Origin of the sequence: Xenorhabdus anantnagensis, assembly GCF_028598555.1 — a bacterium.
In the GTDB taxonomy this organism is placed as follows: Bacteria; Pseudomonadota; Gammaproteobacteria; order Enterobacterales; family Enterobacteriaceae; genus Xenorhabdus; species Xenorhabdus anantnagensis.
In genome coordinates this window covers 1-3,565 of the sequence record NZ_JAQRFN010000061.1, presented here as the reverse complement: position 1 = coordinate 3,565, position 3,565 = coordinate 1, and the positions used below count along the sequence as shown (strand labels likewise).

The window sequence follows — 3,565 nt, the reverse complement described above, 5'->3', positions numbered from 1 at the left end:
TAAACGGTGGCGCATCAAAACCACCGAATGGCGTGACCTCCGAACAATCCCAATGAATCGCACGTGGCGAATGTGGATAAATACCACAGGTATCTGGCTGCGTGCGCGTGGTGTTGTTATCGACATCAAGAATGGTGCTGGCGAAGTGGTTCTGTCAAAGCCCATCACCGATGAAGAGACGCACGAATATTTTGTTGGTCACTGGCTAGGCCGTGACGAGAACGGAGAGCGTGAGAAAACTAGGGATATGGATAAAGAGCGGATGCTCTACATGATGGAGAAACACGAACAATGGCGCATTGAGAAAGGCATTCCAATCATCATTCCAAACGACAGCGAATACATGAAACTGAAACAGGAGCAGGAACGGTGAGGTATTTAACATTCATCGGGTTTTGGGCGGCATCATCGCTAATGATGGGACTGGTGTTAGGGGGATAGGGTGGTAAAGTTTCGACAACGGAAATGTAAAGAATGCGGCGAGCGGTATGAACCAGAACGGCAATTACAAAATACCTGCTCAGTCCAATGCGCAATAGCCAAAGCCAAGAAGCAGGAACAGAAAAAACGAGAGGAGTTAGAGCGACGACGAAAGAAAGATAATGAAATTAAGCAGAAGTTAGCCCGCGACAAACTCAAAGCCCGCAAACTAGCAGTAAAGCCCCCGAATTACTTCAAAAAGCAAGCTCAGCAATCCTTCAACGAATTCATCAGATTAAGAGATCACCGCGAACCATGCATCAGCTGTGGTGAAATCAACCCACCTGATTTACATGGTGGGCAGTGGGATTGTGGACATTTCTTATCTGTAGGCTCGCATCCTGAATTGAGATTTGAAGAAAAAAATGCCTACAAACAATGCAAATCCTGCAATGCAGGGGCTGGGAAATTTGCACGTAAAAATTCAACTGTAAGTCAGCAATACGAAGAGAACCTAATAGCCAAGTTTGGGCGAAATTTAGTCGACTGGCTAAGAGGGCCTCGTGAGATGACTAATTACAGGAAGGATGACTTTATACGGATTAAAGACTATTACCGGGCAAAAGCCAGAGAGCTAAAACGGAAATTAGGTATCAAATCATGACTTGTAAAATTGACGACTGCAATAAACCTATCCGCTATCCAAAGCAAGGCGTATGTCAGATGCACTATTTCAGAATGATGAGAACAGGGAGCTACGAAAAGAAGCCAAAAGAAAGAGCCTTTAGAACCCGTAATTCTAGAGGGTATCAGATGTTGTACATTCCAGATCACCCTTTAGCCATGAAAAATGGCTATGTGTACGAGCATAGATACATCCTGTATCAAGATTGTTTCAACACTAATATCTATTGTGAAAAATGCTGTAAATCAATCTGTTGGAAATCATTACATGTTGACCACATAAATGAAAACGTAAAAGACAATCGCCGTGAAAATCTCAGGTTCTTGTGTAGTGGATGCAATGTCATGAGGACTAGATCTACTAGCAAGGAATATCAGCAAAAAAGAAGAGTAGGAATAACCTGTCATGGAATAACCCTAACTGCAACAGAATGGTCACGAATGCCAAATGTAATGGTTGCTGGTAACACCATTAGGTTGCGACTAAAAAAAGGCATGACACCAGAACAGGCCATTTATGGAGATAAGGCGACTCACAAGTCAATAAATGCACAAGGATATCAGCCCAAGTATAGGAATGCTTATGTAGAACAATGCAAAGAAAAACTCAAGAGGCTAAGAGCACAGGAGGCCGCATGATTTTCACCGACCTACTCGCAGCAGTAGAAGAGGCGAGATATCGATGTAGAGAAATGGGACGACCATTTGTTGTTGTTCAGCGACACACAGGAGACATGTCGGTACTCACTGAGCAATGGGTAATGCGAAAACAATTGCGGGTGATGTACTCGACCCGTCATGACAGGGTTCACATAGTATTGCCGGGGATAAGATAATGAATTTAGAGAGTGCATTAAAATACCATTTCGCGAAATCCCCTTCATTGACTGACACGCCCAAATCAACATCCAGTGAAACATTAACTAACACCGATGTTATGGCAGCATTTGGAATGTGTCAGAGTAAAGCGTCATTCGGCTATTCCGCGTTCTCTGGAAAGATGGGGATTAGCCAGAATGACAAGAAAAAGGCAATCAACTTGCTTACTCAATATGGGATGAGCCGATGCGATAAGGTGGCAGCCTTACGAAAGCTCAGTCCAAATATTAAAGTGAAAGTTGTGCAAATACTCGCAAAATTCGCGTTCATGGATTATTCGCGCTCGGCAGCTAGTGTTACTGAGTGTGAAAAATGTCGAGGCGTAGGGATTATTTACTCTAAAAAGGACGTGACAAAACATCCTGGCATTATCCGTGCTGATGGAACGATAGTCATTGAGCCATGGATTGAGAAAGAGCGAGTTGGTGAACTATGCCAGAAATGTAATGGAAAGGGAGTTATTTCATGTGCCTGTAAAGATTGCAAAGGGCGTGGAACGGCAGTTGATAAGGATGAAACCGAAAGACAAGGCGTGCCTGTTCGTAAAACTTGTGAGCGCTGTAGTGGCAGAGGTTATGAACGAATTCCAGCCTCAAATGCGTTTAAGGCATGTAGTGCAATATCTGATATCACCATTGATCAATGGAAAAGAGGTGCAAAGGCATTTTACGAAGACCTCATTCAAGAATGCGAGAGAGGAGAGACCAAGGCGGATAACATGTTAAAGAAAGTTACACGAAATTTTAACGATTTTTAATAAACACAAACGTTTTCGTTTGACAAATTACACTTTATTGGGTAAATTTGATTCTGATGATGGGATATTGCGTCTCATCAAGTAACAAGCCTCGCACTCGCGGGGCTTTTTGCTATTTACCCGTCGTAAATCCAACTACTGAAGAATTTGCAGTAGTTCAAAATCCCGTTTGATCACGGATAACGCCATTTGATAACGGATAGTGTTATTTGATCACGGATAACCAATTCAAGGCTGCGCATGGCGTGGCCTTTTTTTTGCTCAGTTGTCAATGAATGGAATGCCCCTGATGACCATTGAACAAATCACCCTGAACGACCCTGAATCCAAGAGCGCGGATATCACCCAAGAAAATGTCGAACAACTTAAGCAACTTTTCCCAGAAGTTTTTTTTGAAGGAAAAATCGACTTTGACGCTTTAAAAGCGGTGCTGGGTGAAGTCGTTGATGATTCAGATGAGCGCTATAACTTCACTTGGCAGGGTAAGGCTCGCGCACGTCAAATTGCTCAGACGCCATCAACAGGCACACTATGCCCTTGTAAAGAAGAAAGTGTGAATTGGGATACCACAGGGAACCTGTTTATTGAAGGCGATAATCTTGAAGTGCTTAAGTTGCTGCAAAAGTCTTATCACAAAAAGATAAAGATGATTTATATCGATCCGCCCTATAACACCGGCAAGGATTTTATCTATAAAGACAGGTTCAATGATGCATCGGGTCGGCGCCATACAAATTGGTTAAATATGATATTTTCACGACTGCTTGTTGCTAAAAACTTACTTCATCCAGAAGGAATGATTTATATTTCTATAGACGATAATGA

At 42.7% G+C, this 3,565-nt stretch carries 6 protein-coding genes; all 6 read left to right on the top strand.

The genetic code is table 11. From position 1 onward, the window contains the following. Nucleotides 1-373, top strand: a 373-nt coding sequence (locus PSI14_RS19665) for a NinB/YbcN family protein (protein ID WP_273577668.1), incomplete at its 5' end; no start/stop codon positions are given. Nucleotides 374-442: 69 nt separating this feature from the next. Then, nucleotides 443-1,084 (top strand): recombination protein NinG, encoded by a 642-nt coding sequence (locus PSI14_RS19660; protein WP_273577667.1) that lies wholly within the window; start codon nucleotides 443-445, stop codon nucleotides 1,082-1,084. A gap of 365 nt (nucleotides 1,085-1,449) precedes the next feature. Continuing rightward, complete coding sequence (locus PSI14_RS19655) at nucleotides 1,450-1,743, top strand: hypothetical protein (RefSeq protein WP_273577666.1); 294 nt, start codon at nucleotides 1,450-1,452, stop codon at nucleotides 1,741-1,743. Continuing rightward, nucleotides 1,740-1,940: a hypothetical protein gene (locus tag PSI14_RS19650; RefSeq protein WP_273577665.1), complete on the top strand. Its 201-nt coding sequence runs from the start codon at nucleotides 1,740-1,742 to the stop codon at nucleotides 1,938-1,940. The genes PSI14_RS19655 and PSI14_RS19650 overlap by 4 nt, the downstream gene beginning before the upstream one ends. Further along, nucleotides 1,940-2,740: an antitermination protein Q gene (locus tag PSI14_RS19645; RefSeq protein ID WP_273577664.1), complete on the top strand. Its 801-nt coding sequence runs from the start codon at nucleotides 1,940-1,942 to the stop codon at nucleotides 2,738-2,740. The genes PSI14_RS19650 and PSI14_RS19645 overlap by 1 nt, the downstream gene beginning before the upstream one ends. A gap of 295 nt (nucleotides 2,741-3,035) precedes the next feature. Then, on the top strand, nucleotides 3,036-3,565 hold a 530-nt coding region (locus tag PSI14_RS19640), incomplete at its 3' end, for a DNA methyltransferase (protein WP_273577669.1).

Coding starts and splice junctions, on each gene's coding strand:
- PSI14_RS19650 (WP_273577665.1), top strand. CDS start 1,740: ATGATTTTCACCGACCTACTCGCAGCAGTAGAAGAGGCGAGATATCGA.
- PSI14_RS19645 (WP_273577664.1), top strand. CDS start 1,940: ATGAATTTAGAGAGTGCATTAAAATACCATTTCGCGAAATCCCCTTCA.
- PSI14_RS19655 (WP_273577666.1), top strand. CDS start 1,450: ATGAGGACTAGATCTACTAGCAAGGAATATCAGCAAAAAAGAAGAGTA.